Source organism: Burkholderia sp. RF7-non_BP4 (assembly GCF_001521935.1).
In the GTDB taxonomy this organism is placed as follows: domain Bacteria; phylum Pseudomonadota; class Gammaproteobacteria; order Burkholderiales; family Burkholderiaceae; genus Burkholderia; species Burkholderia diffusa.
In genome coordinates, this window is sequence record NZ_LOTA01000010.1 from 595,063 (window position 1) to 616,315 (window position 21,253).

The 21,253-nt window shown below is 63.4% G+C and carries 12 protein-coding genes and 1 pseudogene; all 13 read left to right on the top strand.

Translation table 11 applies throughout. The features are described from left to right. Positions 1-29: 29 nt before the first annotated feature. The gene (locus tag WS49_RS06400) at positions 30-2,372 is read left to right on the top strand and encodes a serine/threonine protein kinase (protein ID WP_059525497.1); all 2,343 of its coding nucleotides are present in this window, start codon (positions 30-32) and stop codon (positions 2,370-2,372) included. Next, positions 2,359-3,489 (top strand): type VI secretion system protein TssA, encoded by a 1,131-nt coding sequence (gene tssA, locus WS49_RS06405; protein WP_082725470.1) that lies wholly within the window; start codon positions 2,359-2,361, stop codon positions 3,487-3,489. Before WS49_RS06400 ends, tssA begins: the two co-directional genes overlap by 14 nt. A 59-nt stretch (positions 3,490-3,548) precedes the next feature. Next, the gene (gene tssB, locus WS49_RS06410) at positions 3,549-4,103 is read left to right on the top strand and encodes a type VI secretion system contractile sheath small subunit (protein ID WP_059525499.1); all 555 of its coding nucleotides are present in this window, start codon (positions 3,549-3,551) and stop codon (positions 4,101-4,103) included. Beyond that, positions 4,096-5,613: a type VI secretion system contractile sheath large subunit gene (gene tssC / locus WS49_RS06415; protein WP_059525500.1), complete on the top strand. Its 1,518-nt coding sequence runs from the start codon at positions 4,096-4,098 to the stop codon at positions 5,611-5,613. Before tssB ends, tssC begins: the two co-directional genes overlap by 8 nt. Before the next feature lie 59 nt (positions 5,614-5,672). Next, complete coding sequence (locus tag WS49_RS06420; protein ID WP_059525502.1) at positions 5,673-6,164, top strand: Hcp family type VI secretion system effector; 492 nt, start codon at positions 5,673-5,675, stop codon at positions 6,162-6,164. Positions 6,165-6,180: 16 nt separating this feature from the next. Further along, positions 6,181-6,729, top strand: a complete 549-nt coding sequence (gene tssE, locus WS49_RS06425) for a type VI secretion system baseplate subunit TssE (RefSeq protein ID WP_059525734.1) — start codon at positions 6,181-6,183, stop codon at positions 6,727-6,729. 4 nt (positions 6,730-6,733) lie between these two features. Beyond that, positions 6,734-8,605: a type VI secretion system baseplate subunit TssF gene (gene tssF / locus WS49_RS06430; protein WP_059525504.1), complete on the top strand. Its 1,872-nt coding sequence runs from the start codon at positions 6,734-6,736 to the stop codon at positions 8,603-8,605. Next, positions 8,602-9,726, top strand: coding sequence for a type VI secretion system baseplate subunit TssG (tssG, locus tag WS49_RS06435; protein ID WP_059525506.1), 1,125 nt, complete (start codon positions 8,602-8,604; stop codon positions 9,724-9,726). Before tssF ends, tssG begins: the two co-directional genes overlap by 4 nt. 12 nt (positions 9,727-9,738) lie before the next feature. After that, positions 9,739-12,429 (top strand): type VI secretion system ATPase TssH, encoded by a 2,691-nt coding sequence (gene tssH / locus WS49_RS06440; protein WP_059525508.1) that lies wholly within the window; start codon positions 9,739-9,741, stop codon positions 12,427-12,429. Beyond that, complete coding sequence (tssI, locus tag WS49_RS06445) at positions 12,426-14,630, top strand: type VI secretion system Vgr family protein (protein WP_059525510.1); 2,205 nt, start codon at positions 12,426-12,428, stop codon at positions 14,628-14,630. Before tssH ends, tssI begins: the two co-directional genes overlap by 4 nt. A 15-nt stretch (positions 14,631-14,645) precedes the next feature. Continuing rightward, positions 14,646-15,911: a hypothetical protein gene (locus tag WS49_RS06450; protein ID WP_059525512.1), complete on the top strand. Its 1,266-nt coding sequence runs from the start codon at positions 14,646-14,648 to the stop codon at positions 15,909-15,911. 15 nt (positions 15,912-15,926) lie between these two features. Beyond that, positions 15,927-20,675: an RHS repeat-associated core domain-containing protein gene (locus WS49_RS06455; RefSeq protein ID WP_059525736.1), complete on the top strand. Its 4,749-nt coding sequence runs from the start codon at positions 15,927-15,929 to the stop codon at positions 20,673-20,675. A gap of 263 nt (positions 20,676-20,938) precedes the next feature. Next, positions 20,939-21,208 (top strand): annotated as a pseudogene (locus WS49_RS36475) (hypothetical protein); the annotation flags it as partial. Positions 21,209-21,253: the final 45 nt, after the last annotated feature.

Consider the following 21,253-nt stretch of genomic DNA (forward strand, 5'->3'; position numbering starts at 1 on the left):
CAATACGGATGCGGTATCGCGAGGTAGACATGAAGGACCCTTCATCGAGAGACAACGAGCACGACACGGCGACCCGCGGCGACGCGCCCGAATTCACGGTGCGGCCGCTGCCGCTCGGTCATCGCCTGGGCGAGCTGCAGCTCGACGAGGTGCTGGGCATCGGCGGTTTCGGCATCGTCTATCGCGCGTTCGACCGCACGTTGCGGCGCGCGGTCGCGATCAAGGAATACATGCCGTCGATGCTCGCGACGCGCGGCGGCGACTACACGGTGTCGCTGCGCTCCGAGCGGTTCGCCCAGGCGTTCGACGCGGGACGCGGCGCGTTCCTCAACGAGGCGCGCTTGCTCGCGCAATTCGACCATCCGGGGCTCGTGAAGGTGCTGCATTTCTGGGAGAGCCACGGCACCGCATACATGGTGATGCCGTTCTACGAGGGGCGCACGCTCAAGCAGCTGCTCGACGGCGGTGTGCGGATGAGCGAGACGCAATTGCGCAACATCGTCGGCGCGCTGCTCGGCGCGCTCGACACGCTGCATCGCGCGCAGTGCTTCCATCGCGACGTCGCGCTCGACAACGTGCTGATCCGCCCGAACGGCAGCGCGATCCTGCTCGACTTCGGCGCGGCGCGCAAGCGGATCGGCGATCTCGTCGACGACGGCGCGATGATGATCAAGCCCGGTTACGCGCCGATCGAGCAATACACCGACGACCCCGCGTTCAGCCAGGGGCCGTGGACCGATCTCTACGCGCTCGGCGCGGTGATGCACGCGTTGATCACAGGTGAACTGCCGCCCGCGGCCGTCGTGCGCAGCATCAAGGACACGTACCGGCCGCTCGCGTCGCGCGAGTTGCCGGCCGGCGAGGTGTACAGCCCGGCGTTCCTCGCGGCGATCGATCACGCGTTGCAGTTGCGGATCCCGGATCGGCCGGAGTCGGTCGCGGCGTTCGCGGCGGAACTCGGGTTGCGCGATCTCGACCGCACGGGCGGCGGGTATGGTGCGGCAGTTGTGTCGCCGGCCGCCGATGCCGGCGGCGGCGGAGCAGGGAAGGTGGCTTCCGGTGTTTTGGGGGCGGCAGCGGCGTCGGGCGATGCAACACCGGGTGTGCGGTCGTCGCAACCTGAGCGGCCTGAAGGCCCGACGAGCACTTCCGATACGCCGTCTACCGCGTCCGCCGGGGCTGGCGACAAGCCGAACGATCGCGGGCCTTTGGCGTCGACGGCGGCTGCGCAAGCCCTGCATTCATCGACTTCGCCCACGTCTGCAACTGCTTCGTCATCCGTATCGCAGGCGTCGACTTCCGCGAAAACCGGGCGATCCGACGGGCGTGAAGGTGATGAGGGGCGTGCAAAGGAAGAGGCGAACGACGAGCGGTCGGCTTCGACGCCCGAGGCGCGTGAGGATGCCGGCGTGCGATCGGGAAGCGCCGGGGCGGACAGCGGGCAGGGCCGTGCAACGGATACAGGAAACCTGAACGGAACGGCAGTGCCAATTGCTGGCGCTGCTGGCGCTGCTGGCGCTGCTGGCGCTGCTGGCGCCTCCACATCCACGCCGTCGCCGGGTGCATCGCCTCCGATCCACTCGCCGCGCCGCCCATCGTTCATCGCGGCGGGCAACCGGCGCACGAAGACCTACGTGGGTGGCGCGCTGGCAGCCCTGATCGTCGTTGGCATCGCCGCGACCTATCTGTCGCGTCCCGCGAAAGTCGCGGGCGAACCGGAAGCGGGCGCAAGCCAGCCGCTGGCGGGCGTTGCGTCCTCGGGCGCGGCGTCGGACGCGATGCTCGCGCAGCGCGGCCCGACGCCGATCGTCGTGCCGCCGTCGAGCCTGCCGGCCGGATCGTCCGCGCAGGTGCCGCCTCCCTCGCTGGCCGCCGCGCCGGCCAGCACGCCCGCTGCGGGGGCGGCCGTTCCCGCGCCGCAGGTCGCGACGACCGCCACGGACATCGCCGGCGTCACGCCGTCGCAAGCCGGTTCGAGCGCGACCATCGCACCGGCCGGCAGCCTCGACACATCGGAGCGCGTCGTCAACGTGCCGCCGTCGGAGGCCGCTGCGCCGCCGTCGACCGCACCGGCGCCCGCGCCGGCGTCGCCATCGGAAGCGGCGACGGCCGTTGCCGCGATCAACGCGCCGGCCGTCGAGCAGCGCCCGCCGAAACAGGAGACCGTCCAGGTCCGTTTCAACGTGCGTCCGTGGGGCGACGTGTACGTGAACGGCGCACGGCGCGGCGCGAGCCCGCCGCTGCGCTCGGTGTCGCTGACGCCGGGCGTCTATCAGATCGAGATCCGCAACGGCTCGCTGCCGCCGTTGCACCGCACCGTGGCGATCGACTTCGGCAGCAAACCGGTCAACATCGACTATGCATTCGAATGACGTCAGCCAGGCGGCGCTGGCTGCCGCCGCATTGTCCTCGCCGTCGCCCGGCCTGCTGGCGGCGACGCCGCGCGCCGAGTTGATCGGCCGGCTGCTGGCGGAGGTCTCGCCCGAAGCCCCGTGCGGTCCGAACCTCGAATACGACGCCGACTTCCTGCAGCTTCAGGAGCGGGCGACACCGCGCGCCGAGCAGCAATACGGCGACACCGTGATTCCGGCCGAGACGCCCGATTGGCGTGCGGTCGAGCGCCTTGCGCTCGCGCTGGGCGAGCGGACGAAGGACTTGCGTGTCGCCGCGTATCTCGCGCGCAGCTGGACCGAGCAGCACGGCATCCCGGGCTACGCGGACGGGCTCGCGGTCGTCGCCGGCCTGATCGGGCGCTGGTGGGACGATTTGCATCCGCGCCTCGACGCCGATGGCGAACCGGATCCGACATTGCGGATGAACGCGCTCGCCGATGTCGCCGGCGCGCACGAATGCGCGCGCGCGGCGCGGCGCCAGCCGCTGTTCGACGGCGGCCCGAGCGTGCGCGACGCCGAACGCGCGCTCGACGGCCGCGACGAAACGGGCGGCCCGGCCGCAGTCAGCCGCGACGGCCTGGTTGCCGCGCTGTCGACCGCAGGCGACGACGGCCGCGTGCCGATCGACGCGGTGCGCGCGGTGCTGGGTGCGCTGGACGCGATCCGCGCGCACGTCACGGACCGGCTCGGCAGCGAATGGTCGCCCGATGCAAGCGACACGGAAAAGGCGTTGCAACGCATCGTGCACGAAATGCCGGAGCCGGAGCCGGAGCCGATGCACGCGGCACGGCCGGCGGACGGTTCGATTCCGGCGGCGCCGGCCGCATCCGGCGCCGCGCACGCCGCGTCCACGCCGGCGGCGTTGCCGAACGGGCAGGCCTGGCGCGATGCCGAGGTCGCGAGCCGCGACGACGTGCGGCTCGGCATCGACAAGATGTGCCGCTATTTCGAACTGCACGAGCCGAGCCACCCGGCGCCGCTGCTGCTGCGGCGTGCGCAGCGGCTGCTCGCGCTCGACTTCTACGAAATCATCCGGGATCTCGCTCCGGAGAGCCTGCCGAAGCTGGACCTGCTGAGCGGCGAGCGGAGCGAATGAGGCAAGCCGCCCGGCGGCGGCGACGTACACGCAATCTGATCGATGTGAAGGAGCGGACGATGACGGACAGAACCAAGGCGGCAGGCAGCGGACAGAAGTTCATCGCGCGCAATCGGGCGCCGCGCGTGCAGATCGAGTACGACGTCGAGACCTACGGCGCCGAGCGCAAGGTGCAGCTGCCGTTCGTGATGGGCGTCATCGCGGACCTGGCGGGCAAGCGTGCCGAGCCGCTGCCCGATTTGCCGGAGCGCAAATTCCTCGAGATCGACGTCGACAACTTCGACGAACGGATGAAGTCGGTCGCGCCGCGCGTCGCGTTCCAGGTGCCCAACACGCTGACGGGCGAAGGGATGCTCAACGTCGACATGACGTTCGAGCAGATCGACGATTTCTCGCCGGCGGCGATCGCGCGCAACGTCGACGCGCTGCGCCGGCTGCTGGATGCGCGCACCGAGCTGTCGAACCTGCTGTCGTACATGGACGGCAAGCACGGCGCCGAGCAACTGATCGAGCGCGCGATCAACGATCCCGACCTGCTGAAGACGCTCGTGCGCGAACCGCGCGCTGATGCGCAGGCCGGCGACGCGACCCAACCGGAGGCCCGCGATGAATGACCCCGTCCAGTCCCGCGCAGAAGCTCGCAACACCCGCGACGCCGCGCAGCCGGCCGTCGCGCACGGCGAGTTCGCCGCGCTGCTGCAGAAGGAGTTCAAGCCGAAGACCGCCGAGGCGCGCGAATCGGTCGAGCGCGCGGTGCGCACGCTCGCGCAACAGGCGCTCGAACATACGGTCGGCATGACGACCGACGCATACGGCAGCGTGAAGCAGATCATCGCGGAAATCGACCGGAAGCTGTCCGAGCAGATCAACCAGATCCTGCATCACGACGAATTCCAGACGCTCGAAGGTGCATGGCGCGGCCTGCATTACCTCGTCACGCACACCGAGACCGACGAGCTGCTGAAGATCAAGGCCCTGCCGGCGTCGCGCAACGAGGTCGCGCGGATGCTCAAGCGCTACAAGGGCGTCGCGTGGGACCAGAGCCCGCTGTTCCGCAAGATCTACGAGGAGGAATACGGGCAGTTCGGCGGCGAGCCGTTCGGCTGCCTCGTCGGCGACTTCTATTTCAATCACAGCCCGCCGGACGTCGAGATGCTCGGCGAGCTGTCGAAGATCGCGGCGGCCGCGCACGCGCCGTTCATCGCGGGCGCGTCGCCGGAACTGATGCAGATGGATTCGTGGCAGGAGCTGTCGAATCCGCGCGACCTCACCAAGATCTTCCAGAACACCGAATACGCGGGCTGGCGCAGCCTGCGGCAGTCGGAGGATTCGCGCTACGTCGGCCTCGCGATGCCGCGTTTTCTCGCGCGGCTGCCGTATGGCGCGCGCACCAATCCCGTCGACGAATTCGACTTCGAGGAAGACACCGACGCCGCGAATCACGACCGCTACACGTGGGCAAACTCGGCTTACGCGATGGCCGCGAACATCAACCGCTCGTTCAAGTTGTACGGCTGGTGCTCGTCGATTCGCGGCGTCGAGTCGGGTGGGGCGGTCGAAGGGCTGCCGAGCCATACGTTCCCGACCGACGACGGCGGCGTCGACCAGAAATGCCCGACCGAGATCGCCATCAGCGACCGCCGCGAAGCCGAGCTCGCGAAGAACGGCTTCATGCCGTTCGTGCACCGGAAGAACTCGGATTTCGCGGCGTTCATCGGCGCGCAGTCGCTGTACCAGCCGGCCGAGTATCACGACCCCGACGCGACCGCGAACGCGCGGTTGTCCGGCCGCCTGCCTTACCTGTTCGCGTGCTGCCGCTTCGCGCACTACCTGAAATGCATCGTGCGCGACAAGATCGGCTCGTTCCGCGAGCGCGACGACATGGAGCGCTGGCTCAACGACTGGATCATGAACTACGTCGACGGCGACCCCGTGAACTCGTCCCAGGAAACCAAGGCGCGCAAGCCGCTGGCGGCCGCGCAGGTGGTCGTCGACGAGGTCGAGGACAACCCCGGCTACTACACGTCGAAATTCTTCCTGCGACCGCATTACCAGCTCGAAGGGCTCACCGTGTCGCTGCGGCTCATCTCGCGGTTGCCTTCGGCGAAGGCGGCGAACGAGTGAGCGGCACGCGGCATTCGATACGGCATTCAACGTGATTTCGCACCGAAACGGAGACGGCAATGGGCGTGGCAATGTTTATGAAGGTGGACGGCGTGACCGGCGAATCGGCGGACGCGCAGCACAAGGGCTGGACCGACATCGAATCGTTCACGTGGGGCGCGAGCCAGCCGGGCGCGATGGCGAGCGGCAGCGGCGGCAACGCGGGCAAGGCGAGTTTCAACGATCTCGTCGTGGCCGCATACATGGACAAGGGCGCGCCCGCGATCGTCAAGAACTGCGCGAGCGGCAAGCACTTGCCGAAGGTCGAGATCTCCGCGTGCAAGACCGGCGGCACGCAGGTCGAGTTCATGCGCGTGACGTTGCAGGAAGTGCTCGTCACGTCCGCGCAGGTCGCGGGCATCGACCCCGGCGACGCGGCCGACCGGCTGATGATGCACTACGGCTTCCAGGCCGCGAAGGTGAAGAAGCAGTACTGGCAGCAGAACGACAACGGCGGCAAGGGCGCCGAGGTGTCGGTCGGCTGGAACATCAAGGAAAACACCGAGATGTGACGGCGGAGCGATGACGATGGACGACCCGCAAGCCCGCGCCGGCCGGCACGCCGGAGTGCGCGACCGGCTGCAGCCCGCGCTGCTCGACCGGCTGACCGACGACGCGCCGCAGCGCACGGCCGATCCGCCCGGCACGCAAGGGATCGGCGCCGAGCGCCTGCGTGCGGCCGTGCTGCGCGATCTCGCGTGGCTGCTCAATACGCGCAATGCCGAGGACGGCTTCGTCGACTGGGCCGCATTCGCGCATGCGCAGGCCTCGGTGCTCAACTACGGGATGCGGCCGCTCGTCGGCAAGCCGATGTCGGGCGTCGAGCGGATGTCGGTCGAGGCGTCGATCCGCGACGCGATCGTGCGCTTCGAGCCACGCATCGCACCGGACAGCGTCGAGGTCCGCAGCGTCGCCGATGCATCGGACGGGCGTGCCGGCGAACGGCGTCACAACGTGCTGCTGTTCGAGATTCGCGGCACGCTGTGGTCGATCCCGCATCCGGTCGAATTCGTGCTGCGCTCCGACCTCGATCTCGAGACGGGTGCGATGTCGCTGCGGTCCGCGGCGGGAAACTGACACGATGGATACGCGCCTGCTCGACTACTACAACCGCGAACTCGCGTACCTGCGCGAGCTCGGCGACGAATTCGCGCAGCAGTTTCCGAAGGTCGCCGCGCGGCTGCGGCTCACCGAATCCGGGCCGCCCGATCCGTACGTCGAACGGCTGCTCGAAGGCTTCAGTTTCCTCACCGCGCGCGTGCAGCTGAAGATGGACGCCGAGTTTCCGCGCTTCACGCAGGCGCTGCTGGACGCGGTGTATCCGGGCTATCTCGCGCCATTGCCGTCGATGGCGATCGTGCGGTTCGCGCCGATGCTCAACGAAGGCAGCCTCGCACAGGGCTGGCGGCTGCCGGCCGGCACCGCGCTGCGCGCGCGGCCCGCCGCGTCCGAGCAGACCGCGTGCGAATTCCGTACCGCGCACGACCTGACGCTGTGGCCGCTCGAGCTGACCGATGCGGCCGTCACCGGCGCGCCGTCATGGTTGCCGCGCGGCGCCGTGGCTGCGCGCCAGGACGTGCGCGGCGCGCTGCGCATCCGGCTCAAGGCGCGTGGCGGCGCCAGGCTGTCGCAACTGCCGCTCGAGCGGCTGACCTTTCATCTCGCGGGCCCGGAACGCGACGCGCTGCACCTGCTCGAACTGATCGCCGCGCATGCGCTCGGCGCTGTCTGCCACGACCCGGGGCAGCCGCCGCGCTGGCTGCATACGCTCGACGCCGATGCGATCGTCCATGAGGGTTTCGATCCGGCGCAGGCGGTCCTGCCCGACGACGGGCGCAGTTTCCACGGCTACCGGCTGCTGCGCGAGTATTTCGCGTTTCCGGCGCGCTTCCTGTTCTTCAGTATCGGCGGGCTGCGCGCCGCGCTCGCGCGCGCCACCGGCGACGAATGCGAGCTGACCGTGCTGTTCGATCGCCACGACGCCGCGCTCGAAGCGGCCGTCGATGCGCGGCATCTGGCGCTGAACTGCACACCGGCCGTGAACCTGTTCGCACGTCGCGGCGACCGGATCCTGTTGCAGCCGGGCGCGCGCGAGCATCATGTCGTCGTCGACCGCAGCCGGCCGCTCGATCACGAGGTCTATGCCGTGCAGCGGCTCGCGAGCGAGCAGCGCGACGATGGCCAGTCGCGCGAATTCCGGCCGTTTCATGCGTCGTTCGCGCGCGACGACGGCAACTACGGCGCGTACTACACGGTACGGCGCGAGGCTCGGCTGGTGTCCGCGCAGGCACGCGCGAACGGCACGCGCACCGGCTACGTCGGCAGCGAAACCTATGTGTCGCTCGTCGACAGCCAGTGCGCGCCGTACGACGAGACGATGCGCTACCTGTCCGTCGACACGCTGTGCACGAACCGCGACCTCGCGCTGCTGCTGCCGCCGGGCGATGCGAACGCGTTCACGCTGCGCATTTCGGCGCCCGTCGAGCGCATCGTCGCGATTCGCGGCCCGTCGCGCCCGCGCCCGCCGATCGCCGATGCGCAGACGGCCTGGCGGCTCGTCCGCCATCTCGGGCTCGCCCGGCAAACGCTGACCGATCTCGACGACGACGAAGGCGCACATGCACTACGCGAGCTGCTCGGCCTGCACGCCGACCCGGCCGATGCCGCGATGCGCCGGCAGATCGACGGCGTGCGGCGCGTCGCGTTCTCGCCGGTGTTCCGGCGGCTGCCGGCGCTCGGCCCGCTGATGTTCGGACGCGGCGTGCAGGTCGACGTGACCGTCGACGATCATGCGTTTTCCGGCGACAGCCCGTTCCTGCTCGGCGCGGTGCTCGAACAGTTCTTCACGCGGCATGTTTCGATCAATGCGTTCGCCGAATGCGTGCTGACCAGCGTGCAGCGCGGCACGCTCGCGCACTGGCCCGCGCGCATCGGCCGGCGGCCCGCGATATGAAGCACGACACGCCACCCGGCGCTCGATCGGCCGTCGAATCCGCCCGCCGCGATGCGTGGTGGGCGCGACTGCGCGCCGCGCCGCATGGCTACGACCTGTTCCAGGCGTTGCGTTGGCTCGACGCGCTGTCGTCCGGCCGCGCACCGCTCGGCCATGCCGCGCGGCCGCGCGACGAACCGGTGCGGCTCGGGCAACAGCCGTCGCTCGCGTTCGCGGCGTCGATGGTGGCCGGCGCATACGATGGGGACGGCGGCGCCACGCGGCCGCGCATCGCGATCCACGGTTTCGGGTTGTTCGGACCGAACGGTCCGCTGCCGACCCACCTGACCGAATACGCGCACGAGCGCGCGGCCCAGCACGACGACCCGACGTTCGCCGCATTCGCGGACCTGTTTCATCACCGGCTGATCCTGCTGTTCTACCGCGCATGGGCCGACGCGCAACCGACGGCGAGCCTCGATCGTCCCGGGCGCGCACGGTTCGACGCGTATGTCGCGAGCCTCATCGGGCGCGCCGCGCATGACGACAGGCCGGCCGCGCAGGCCGATGCGGAACGCACGGCCGCCGACACGCTCGCGCCGCATGCGCTTTATTTCCACGCGGGTCATCTCGTGCGGCACACGCGCAACCCGGAAGGGCTCGTGCAGATCCTGAGCAGCCATTTCGGCGTCGACGCGCGCATCGTCGAGCACGTGCCGCGCTGGGTCGCGATCGAGCGCTCGCAGCGCTGCGTGATCCGTGCGACGCGGCCGACCCTGCGCGTCGGCGGCGTCGCGCTCGGCATCGCGGTGCGCGACGCGCAGTCTCATTTCCGGATCGTGCTCGGGCCGCTGTCGCTCGACGCGTACCGGCGCTTCCTGCCGGGCGGTCCGCACGCGCGGCAGCTCGCGCACTGGGTGCGCGAATACGTCGGCATCGAGTTCGACTGGGACGTCCAGCTCGAACTGGCGGCCGACGCGGTGCCCGCGATCGCGCTCGGCGCGCCGCAGGGCCTCGGCCGTACCGCGTGGCTCGGGCAGCGGCTCGACGCGGGGCCCGCGCGCGATCTCGTCGTCCGTTACGACGCGCGCCGTGGCGGGACGCCGCGCACCGGCGCCGTCCCTCATCGCGAAACCGCCTAAACGGGAACCGTCATGTCCGATATCGGCCGCGTCAACCTGTTCGGAAAGCTCAACCCGCTCCTCTACGAAACGCTCGAGCAGGCGACCGGATTCTGCCGGCTGCGCGGCAATCCATACGTGGAGCTCGCGCACTGGATCAAGCAGCTCCTGCAGCGGCCCGACGGCGACCTGCAGCGCGTGCTGCGCCGGTTCGAGATCGACGAGGCCGCGATCGAGCGCGGGCTCGTCGCGTCGCTCGATCGGCTGCCGCGTGGCGCGGGATCGGTGTCGGACCTGTCCGTGCACATCGACGACGCGGTCGAACGCGCGTGGGTCTATGCGACCTTGAAATACGACGCGACGCGGATTCGCGGCGCGGTCCTGTTGCTCGCGATCCTGAAGACGCCGCAGTTGCGCAACGTGTTGTATGCGATCGCACGCGAGTTCGAGCGCATCGTGCCCGACGTGCTCGCCGACGAACTCGCATCGATCGTCGACGGTTCGCCCGAGGCGCAACCGACTGCGCGTGCCGATCCGGGCTCGGGCGCCGGCTCCGGCGACGCCGCGATGCGCGGTGCGCCAGTCGCGGAAGGCGCGGAAGGCGCGGAAGGCGCGGCCCTGGCGCGCTTCGCCGTCGACCTGACCGCCCGTGCGCGGGCAGGCGAGATCGACCCCGTCGTCGGGCGCGACGCGGAGATCCGCCAGATCGTCGACATCCTGCTGCGGCGCCGGCAGAACAACCCGCTGCTGGTCGGCGAGGCCGGCGTCGGCAAGACCGCCGTCGCGGAAGGCTTCGCGCTGCGCATCGCCGCCGGCGACGTGCCGCCGTCTCTGCGAGACGTCGCGCTGTACCTGCTCGACATCGGGCTGCTGCAGGCCGGCGCGAGCGTGAAGGGCGAATTCGAGAGCCGCCTGCGCGACGTGATCGACGAAGCGATGTCGTCCGAGCGGCCGACGATCCTCTTCGTCGACGAAGTCCATACGCTCGTCGGCGCGGGCGGGGCGGCCGGCACCGGCGACGCCGCGAACCTGCTGAAACCGGCGCTCGCGCGCGGCCTGCTGCGCACCATCGGCGCGACCACCTGGTCCGAGTACAAGCAGTACATCGAGAAGGATCCCGCGCTGACGCGGCGCTTCCAGCTCGTCCACGTGCTCGAACCCGAGGAGGCCGCCGCCGTGACGATGCTGCGCGGCCTCGCCGCGAAGCTCGAAGCCCACCACCGCGTGCTGGTGCTCGACGATGCGCTGCAGGCCGCCGTGACGTTGTCGCATCGGTATATTCCCGCGCGGCAGTTGCCGGACAAGGCGATCAGCCTGCTCGACACGGCCTGCGCGCGCGTTGCGGTCAGCCAGCACGCGGTGCCCGCGCCGATCGAGGATGCGCGCCGACGCATCGACGGCCTGCGCGTCGAGCGGGAACGGATCGCGCGCGAGTGCGCGCTCGGCACCGGCGACACCGCGCGGCGCGACGCGATCGATGCCGAGCTTGCCGCCGTGCAGACGGAGCTCGATCGGCTCGATACGCGCTGGCAAGCCGAGCGCGACGCATTGGCCTCGATCGTCGAATCGCGCGCCGCGCTGCTCGACGACGCGCCGTCGCGCGCGCTCACCGGCGACGCACGCGCCGATGTCCTGTCGCGCCTCGCCGCCGCGCAGCAGGCGCTCGCCGAGATGCAGGGCGACGCACCGCTCGTGCTGCCCGCCGTCGACACGCATGCGGTCGCCGCCGTCGTCGCCGACTGGACCGGCATCCCGCTCGGCCGGATGGTGCGCGACGAGACGCAGGCCGTGCTCAAGCTCGCCGAGACGCTCGGCGAACGCGTCGTCGGCCAGCACCATGCGGTCGAACTGATCGCCGAACGGATTCAGACCGCACGTGCGAAGCTCGACGACCCGACCAAACCGCACGGCGTGTTCCTGCTGTGCGGGCCGTCCGGCGTCGGCAAGACCGAGACCGCGCTCGCGCTGGCCGACACGTTGTACGGCGGCGAGCGCAACGCGATCACGATCAACATGAGCGAATTCCAGGAGGCGCACACGGTATCGACGCTGAAGGGCGCGCCGCCCGGCTACGTCGGCTACGGGCAGGGCGGGGTGCTCACCGAGGCCGTGCGCCGGCGGCCGTACAGCGTCGTGCTGCTCGACGAGATCGAGAAGGCGCATCGCGACGTGCACGAGATTTTCTTCCAGGTGTTCGACAAGGGCTGGATGGAAGATGGCGAAGGACGCGACATCGACTTCAGGCATACCGTGATTTTGCTGACGTCGAACGTCGGCGCCGATCGCGTGATGCAGCTGTGCCGCGACCCCGAGCGCCTGCCCGACATGCAGACGCTTGCCGATGCGCTGCGCGCGCCGCTGCTCGACGTGTTCCCCGCCGCGCTGCTCGGCCGGCTGACCGTCGTGCCGTACTACCCGCTGACCGATGCAACGCTCGCGCGCATCGTCGAGTTGCAGTTGCGGCGCTTCGAGAAGCGGATCGACCAACATCACGGAATCCGGCTGCGCTGCACCGATTCGGCGACCGCGCTGATCGTCGAGCGCTGCCGGACGATCGAATCCGGCGGCCGCATGGTCGACGCGATCCTCACGCATACCGTGATGCCGCGGATCGGCCGCGCGATCCTCGAGGCCACGCTCGAAGGTCGCGCGCTGACGTCGATCGAGGTGAGCGCGACCGGCGGCGAATTCGCTTACCGGTTCGACGAGGAGGGAACGACGTGAATCGCGTATTCACACTCGACAGCCCGCACGGCGACGACCTGAAGTTCCACACGCTCGACGGCAGCGACGAACTCGGCCGCCTGTTCGAATTCCGGATCGAGGCGCTGGCGGACAGCCACAGCCTGTCGCTGAAGGACATGCTCGGCAAGCCCGTGACCGTGCGGATCGAGCAGCAGGACCTGTCGACGCGCTATCTGAACGGGATCGTCGCGCGCGCGACGCTGGCCGGCCGGCGTGCCGAGCGGCACTACGGTTACGAACTGGTCGTGCGGCCGTGGCTGTGGCTCGCGACGCGTCGCTCAGATTGCCGGATCTTCCAGAACCGCACCGTGCCCGACATCGTGCAGGAAGTGCTCGCGCCTTACGGCTTCCCCATCGAAAACAAGCTGACCGATGCGTACGTGCCGCGTGAGTTCTGCGTGCAATACAACGAGACCGACGCCGCGTTCGTGATGCGATTGATGGAGTTCGAGGGCATCTATTTTTATTTCCGGCACGCGGCCGACAATCACACGCTCGTGCTGTGCGACGCGATGTCGTCGCACGTCGCGTTGCCCGGCTACGAAGCGATCCCGTACATCGCGCAGGATCGCACCGCGATCGCCGACGAGGAGCACATCGACGGCTGGCTGCCCGCGCAGGCGGTGAGCGTCGGCAAGCATCAGACGACCGACTACGACTATACGAAGCCGCGCGCCGATCTTTCCGCGCAGAAGGTCGATCCGCGCGGTCATGATCACGACAGCTTCGCGTCGTTCGAATGGCCGGGCGGGTATCGCGACGATGCGCCTGGTGCGCATTACAGCCGCGTGCGGCTCGAGGAGCAGCAGGCCGAACATGAGCGGGCAAGTGCTGATACCGACGTGCGCGGCGCCGCGCCGGGCTATCTGTTCACGCTTGCGCATTGCCCGCGTGCCGATCAGAACCGCGAGTACCTGATCGTGCGGTGTCAGTACCGTTTCCAGGAGAACGCGTATGCGAGCGATCAGGGCGCGGAGGCTGTGGTGCATCAGACGATGATGCTCGTGCAGCCGTCGAGTCTGCCTTACCGATCGCCGCGTGAAACGCCGCGGCCACGGACGAACGGGCCGCAGACGGCTACCGTGGTCGGGCCGCCGGGGGAGGAAATCTGGACCGATCAGTATGGGCGGGTGAAGTTGCAGTTCCGGTGGGACCGATACGGGCAGAGCAATCAGGATTCGTCATGCTGGGTTCGAGTGTCGAGTCCTTGGGCCGGGGGTGGATTCGGAGGCGTGCAGATTCCGCGTGTCGGCGATGAGGTGGTCGTCGATTTTCTCAACGGCGATCCGGATGAGCCGATCGTGACGGGGCGCGTTTACAACGGCGAGAAGATGCCGCCGTGGGGGCTGCCAGGCAGTGCGACCCAAAGCGGGTTGCTGTCGCGTTCGTCACCGGGCGGGACGACCGACCATGCGAACGCGTTCCGGTTCGAGGACAAGAAGGGCGCCGAGCAGCTGTGGATGCATGCCGAGCGCAATTTCGACGCGGAGACGGAGGCCGATCACACACTTTCCGTCGGGAACAACCATACGCATACCGTCGGGAACGACGAAACGATGCAGGTGAAGAACAACCGGCAACGGAGCGTCGGGAAGAACGAGACAGTGAATATCGGGCAGAACCGGGTCGCGCAGATCGGGGTGGACGAGACGCATGGGGTGGGGGGAAACCGGACGCGAACGGTCGGCAAGAACGAAACCGTGACGATCGCCGCGAATCGCGATGCGACCATTGGTGGAATACATACCGAGACGGTTGCGAAAGCCAAGACTGAAACGATCGGCGAAGGCAAGACGCTGAATGTCGGACAGATGTATCAAACGACGTCGAAGGACATGAAGACGCTGGTTGCGTCGTCGCATACCGAGGAAATCGGTGCACGTACATCGACGATTGCCAACGCCCATACGCACACGGTCGGCGGTGAGCACACCGTCAACGTCGGCGCGAACCATACGACGAACGTGCAGCATCAGGTGCTCGTCAACGCCGGCGATCAGCTTTCGCTCGTCTGCGGAATGTCCAGCATCGTGATGAAGCGCGACGGCACGATCACGATCCAGGGCGTCAACGTCGCGTCGGCTGGCACCGAAAGCCATACCGTCAACAGCAAGAAGGTGACGTCGTCTGCGTCGGTCGAGCATACGGTCGAAGGGACGATCCTGAAACTGAATCCATAACGGAGGCTCGCACGAATGCAGAACTGGCAGCCGACCAATCCGGTGGAGCGCAGGTTCATGGATGCGCATACGGACTGGATGAGTTTCGCAAAAGAGCAGGATGCGCGATTGATGATCTGGCAGACCGACGAGACGGATGCGGAACTCGTGCGGCTCTATTTTCAGGTTCAGGACGAGACGTCATGTGCGGTCAGGACGATGCGCGCGTCGTTCGTCCATGAAGCGAGTTATGCGAAGGCGCTGACGGACGAACTCATTGCGTTCTATGACAGCCGGCGTGAAGGATCCGATGCGCATGGGGTGCGGGCCGATTGGCAAGCGCCGTACGACGATGACAAGGATCCGTTGCTGTATCTGTTCGCGGTTGCCGACAGCCTGATGCAGCACCATCCGGACGTTTTTCCGGCGATGGTATTCGTGCTGGAACCGGCCAAAGTGCGGGATGACACGGCATGGGTGCGATGGCTCGACGATTTGCTGTCGATCATTGCGGTCGCGCCGCAGCTTGCCGAGCGCGTGCGTTTTGTCGTGCCGCGTACGGATATCGCGCCGTTTGCTGCGTTGATGCAACGGCATCGTGCCGCGGTGCGGGTCGTGCACGGCAAGTACTCGATGGCGAGCGTGCCGCGCGAATTGCTGGCGGAATCGGGCGAGCGCGGGCCGAGCGGTGAATTTCGACGGCATTTCGTGTTGCTGACCGAGATGATCGAACGCGGCAATCCGACTCGGCTGGAGGAATTGCGCGCGGCTGCGCTGAAGGTTGCTGAGCGCGAGCAGTGGTTTGATCAATGCGTTGTCGTGCACCTGATTGCGGGGGCCGCGTATCTGAAGTGGCGGGATCGGGAGCGGGCGATCGACGCGTATCGGAGCGCGGCTAGCAGCGGGATGCGCGCAGTCGAGGCTGGGCATCCGGCCGGACACAAGCTCGTCGCGAACGGATTGTTCGGCGAGGCGAGCGTGCATTTGACGCATAAGGACTATGCGCACTCGGCTTATTGCTACGAGCGTGCGGTCGCGTCGACCACGGCGGCGAAGGATGGACTGATGACGGTCGAGGCGTGGCGGATGAGTGCCGTGTGCTGGGCGCGGGCAGGGGAGCGCGAGCATGCGCTGGAGGCCGGGTTCAATGCGCTCGATGCAGGGTTGATGATCGACGAGCCGATGCGGGCGAACAGCAATCTGCCGATGGTCGTCGAGTGGATGGTATCGCAGCTGGATGTGCGTGACCGGCGACGTAACGCGTTGAGCGAGAAGGTCGTGGCGTTGCGTGGCGGGCGTTGAGCGGAGGCCGAAACCATGGCACTTCTCGCCGTCAAGCATCTCGATCCAGTCGTTGGCGTCGACGTTCACTCGGTACTGGTCACGCCCGGTACGCCCCCCGTGTTCCTGCCGCACCCTCATGTCGGGTTCATGCTCGATCTGCGTGAGTACGTTCAAGCTGCAAAGGCCGTGGTTGGCTGCATTGCAATGATGATCGTGCAGGAGAAAGTGACCGAATACATCGAAGATCATCCCGAAGATGTGGAGAAGCTGGCGCATCTGGCCAATGAGGCGAACCAGCAGGTCAACGACTTGATGGGTGGCGGCAAGCTGCCGGACTTCAAGGACGACCCCAACGTCGCTGAGGGGATGCGGCTGGCGAACGAGGTCAACAAGATCAAGAACCGCATAAGCGATGATCTTGGTTCGAACGTCGGGGCGGGGGGAAGCAGCGGCAGGCCGATTTTTGTGAACGGGATGATGCGGGCCACGGCCGGGACGCATGTGTATCACGTTCCCGGGTTGCATTTTCCTCTCGGGGAATCGTTTGCGCCGCCCGACAAAGTTGAACCGTCGAACGACGGGGAATCGTTCATGGGCAGCAAGACGGTGCTCGCCAACAACGATCCGATGTCGTACATGGCGCTAGAGGCGTTGAGTTGCTGGTCGGTCGGAATGGAGCCGCCGCCGCATAACAGCGCGCATACCGATCGGACTTATCCGTCGATGCCGAGTTCGGTGATGTTGCCGATTCCGGCAGGGCGGCCGGTTTTTGTGGGCGGGCCGCCGATCATGAATATGGCCGCTGCGGCGAAGGGCTTGTTCAAGGCGTTTCAGGGATCGAAGTGGGCGAAGGCGCTGGCGGATAAGCTGAAATTGAAGCCGGGGTTTTTGCGATGCAATGTGTTGAAGGCGGAACCAGTTCAAGTAACGACGGGTGAGGTTGTAGTTCAACAATGCGATTTTGTAATAAAGGGACGACTGTCATTGTCCTGGGATAGACATTACGCGAGTCATGCGCAACGTGTCGGAGTCATCGGTGCTCGTTGGCAAACACCTGCCGACATCCGACTCGATCTAATCAGGCAGGAGACTGGGATTGGGGCGGTTGTTCATTTCACTGATTGCACATCTGCTTTTGACACATTGCCTGATAATCATGGCTGGTCGGCACGAGTCTACGATTGGCAACGGGGGGATGCACTCTATTACCTCGAAGATCGATTTGTACTGAGAAAACAAGATGGAATCGAATATGAATTTGTTTGCAGAAAAAAACCTCCCACCCTTATCAAAGAATCAACCGATGATCCAATATTGACGTCACCGATTTCTCGCATTTCAGATCTAAATGGTAATGCATGGGAATTTGAGCGGCAACGGAATGATAAACTCGCGCGCATTATCGAGTGGGCGAATGGCGCCCCAACAAAGCGATGGATTCGCTGTAATTCATGCACAAAATTTAATGAAAATTTAATCGAATCACTAATATTTAATGTCGGGGATGGCAAAGCATACTTACTTGCAAGCTATCAATATGACAGCGCCAGAAATCTGGTTGCCACTGTTGATGCAATGGCGCATTCACGCGAATTCGAATACACCGACGAAAATCGAATGATTCGCCACACTAGTGCCGCAGGAATTTCTTTCAATTACAGTTACCGACGAGGCGATGACAATGTTTGGCGTGTCGATCGAGCCTGGGGTGATGATGGGCTTTTGGATTATAACTTTACTTATGATCGGGCGCTAATGGAAACAAGAGTAACTGATTCACTTGGATACTTGACCATACTACAAATGAATGATCGCGAAATTCCTTTGGCTCAGATCGATGCACTTGGAGGAATAACAAGCTATCGATACGATGCTCAATGGCGCACGAGTGCAGAAATTGATCCGGCTGGGCGAATAAATATGTGGAAATATGATCGGCAAGGTCGCCTATTAGAAAGAACCTTGGTGGATGGCAGCGGCATTCGTTGTGGCATTCGCGCCGACGGAAGGTCAATGTGCGTAGAATATCCTGACAAACGGAAATGGCATTACGAGTGGGATGAATTTATAAATCTACGCACCATAAAAGATCCTTCGGGTTCCGTTTCACGTTACGAATACGACGCAACTGGTCAACTCGTAGCATATCGAGGTCCAGGCGGGGCAGTTACCAGTTTTGAATATGATAAAAACGGAAATGTATCTGCCATCGTAGATCATCTAAAAAACAGATTTGAATATCAATGTGATGAATTCGGAAATGTACTGCAAGTCTCCGATGCTAATGGCAGGATGAAATCCTACCAGCGCGACGCAAACGGAAACATCCTGAGAATAATTGAATCCAGTGGTCGTGAAGTATTTTTTGGCTACGACGTTGACGATAACCTGATAATGTTTCGCGATCCGTCAGGAAAAACCACCAAATTCGAATACACCGCAGCTGGAAAAATAAGTAAATTCATCATGCCCGACGGCAGCGCCATAAATTACAACTACGACACGGAGGCTCAATTAATTAGCGTAAGCAACGAATGTGATGAGTCATATCAACTGCAGCGCGATGCATTAGGTAAAATTGTAAAGGAAATAGACTACTGGGGGCAGTGTACGACTTACGAATATAGCCCCGGAGGGGCAATAACAAAAAGTATTTGCCCATCCGGAGACGAAGTAAAGTACGAAACCGATCCATTCAATCGCGTGATAAAAAAACAGATTATCGGGCCGCTGGAGGGTGACGAATTAAAGGTCGAAATTTTCGAATTCGACATCACCGGAAATTTGGTTGCCGCAGAGAATTCCGATATCCGAATCGAAATTATCCGTGATTCAGTCGGGCGAATTATTGAGGAAAGGCAGGGGGGCGATTTTACGATAAAAAATACATATGATTCTGCCGGGAATCGAATTTTGCGTCGAACACGCCTCGACCTTGGAGATAAGGTCATTGCTCATTCAGTTCGTTACGGTTATGACGAAAAAGGAAATTTTAAGACTATCCAAGTTGATCACGGTGCGCCAATAACTATCGAGCAAAGTGCCGACGGACACCAAATTGTAGAGCAACTCGGCGCCACGTTAAGACGAGAGCAATCATATTCATCCGATGGATTGCTGGTCAAGCAAGCATTGTTTGCTGAGTCTGGAAGCATGTTCACAACAGAATATTCCTATGACAATAATCGCGATGTAATTGAAAAACGGGATGCAGGTCTTGCTATAGAGCGCTTCGAGTATGATCCGATGCGAAGGTTGTCGACGCATCTCGACTCACTGGGAAAAATTCATCGATTTCACTACGACTTCTGCGGGAATTTATTACAAATCGGGAGCAACCCCGTCAATCCAAATGAGATTACATCACCGAGTGCTCCAATTTCTGCGTGGGAACGAAAAAAAATATCCTCCTTCTGGAGGTGTACATTTAATCGAAATGGCAACATGGTGCGCAAATGCAATGACACATTCGATATGACGCTTCGATGGAATAGTGATGAACTGCTCACCGAAACAATTGCAACGAGTGCAAATTCGCTTGCCTCCCAAGGGGTGACATCTACAGTTCGCGCGGAATATATTTATGATCCGTTGCGAAGACGAATAGGTAAGCTCACGTATGAACCCAATTCCGATATAACGAACAATCGCATACAAACTAGAGATTGGCGGCTTATGTGTTCCAGTCGTTTTTTTTGGGACGGCGAGGTGCTCTTGGCCGAGCGCTCTCTCAAAGTTCAGGATATCCCATCGCCGACACGCAGTATTGTCTCGGGCGAAGCTAGAGAGTGGGTTTACTATCCGACATCGCATAGGCCGTTCATATGGATTCGCTGCCCTTATACCATTCATGCACGGCAACTCTCAACATTGCCGCATAATCTGTCGATGCCAACTGGAAAGCTATCCATTTTGGAAGAGTTATCTCATTTCTTCTATAACGATTGCAATGGTGCACCTTTGCGAGTCGTAAGCGATTTCGGCGATATCCTGTGGGAAACGAAATACGCTGCCTGGGGGCAAACCCATGATCAACGGGGAAACCTGGAGCAGCCGTTACGCTTGCAGGGCCAATATTTCGATCCTGAAAATGGGCTTCACTACAACCTACATCGTTACTATGACCCAGACCAAGGCGCATTTATATCCCAGGATCCGATTCGGCTATTGGGGGGGGTAAACCTGTACGCATTTTCTCCAAGTACCCTCAACTGGGTTGACCCTTTGGGATTGACGCCATGGGAAGATGGATACTCATCACCCCCGAATAAAGTAAAAGCAACGATCTCTATTCTAAGTCCCGGAGGAGCGTCAATATCTGGGGGAACTTACGAAAGTTTGAATTCAGAAGAACATGCCGAGTTAGTTGGAATGGCAAATCATTCAAATCAAATTCCAAAAAACACAGTCAGATTTGAAGATATTGAAGGATTTTATGGAAAAGGCTCGAAGAAAAACGGCGATAGAACAGAAGAATGGTTGGCTACAGGGGTTTGCACAATGGTATGCAGGCCCGCGATCTTTCATTCACTTAGCGAATTGGATGCGCGAGAGGTGGAGTTTCCCCAAATCACATCTCACGAGTTGCGGGGGATTATAACTGTGCCGGGAGAAGCACTGCAAGAGGCCCACAAAAAGATGGTAGCAATCAATAAAAGCGTCATAGAACGAATTTCTGAAGAAACTAAAAACTACAAAATGGTACGAGGACGTTGTGCGGCCCGCGATCAGTTGGCTTGGTTCGTCGAACGCGGTTTTTATGAAAAGCTTGGCCCCTCCTGAAATGTGTCGATTTTTTTAAGCGGAGAGCGGTCAAATCAAAGAGGTTGAGAGACGCAGGACTCGAAAGTACTCAGGCGGGAGCCGTACGGCGGCTGATCTGACGTACCGGACTTACCACAATACGATGCAGTGTTATTTAATTTTACATAACGTGAATTATCGATAAATTTTGTTGTAGTGGCTAAGTTGTAATGTCCGCTTCTAGCCAAGTTCAAATGTCCGCTTTTCGACTCATTGTAAGCTTGCCGGCTCCCCGTCAGATCATGGAGCTGGCGATGCACCGAACAAGCTCTGGTGACATTGAACACGCGAGAACTCGACCGTTTGAAGGCCTGACGGTCCGGCAGATCGAGCGGCTGGATTCGGAGTTGGCCCAACGAGCGCTGACGATCATCCGCGATCCCTACGCGGACTTCGGCCCGACGCTGGCCTGCGAGAAACTGTACGAATGCCACGACATCCGGCTCGCCAAGGAAACGGTCAGGAATCTGATGACGGAGGCTGGCTTGTGGCTCCCACGTCGACAGCGCCCGCATATGCGCCGTGCGACGGCAAGACACCACCCGCGTTCCATCCGC